The sequence below is a fragment of the Treponema sp. R6D11 genome, from assembly GCF_054786075.1.
In genome coordinates, this window is sequence record NZ_BDHD01000849.1 from 1 (window position 1) to 367 (window position 367).

Genomic DNA, 367 nt, shown 5'->3' on the forward strand with positions numbered 1-367 from the left:
ATCTATCGCGCCGAAACGGGCAAGCACTTCGTTTGAAGATTTGGTAATGTTGTCTATGGACGCCTTTATTTTTTTAAGCATCGTGGCGGTAGTTTTTGACTGCTGTCCCGACGATTCGGCAAGTTTGCGTATTTCATCGGCGACTACGGCAAAGCCCCTGCCGGCTTCCCCAGCGTGCGCCGCCTCAATCGCGGCGTTCATGGAAAGCAAATTTGTCTGGCTCGCGATCATGTTCATTACCGAGTTTATCTGTAAAAGCCCCTCTGAATCGTGTGATATTTCCTGTATTTCCTGCACGACGGTCTGAAGCCCCGATTTCCCGATCTCCGACGCTTCCGTAAGTTCGTTTACGTTTTTAGTATTTTCA

The 367-nt window shown here is 49.0% G+C and carries 1 protein-coding gene; it reads right to left on the reverse strand.

Translation table 11 applies throughout. The features are described from left to right. The coding region (locus ACYVTD_RS16460) for a methyl-accepting chemotaxis protein (protein WP_461248743.1) at positions 1 to 367 on the reverse strand (367 nt) is incomplete at both ends.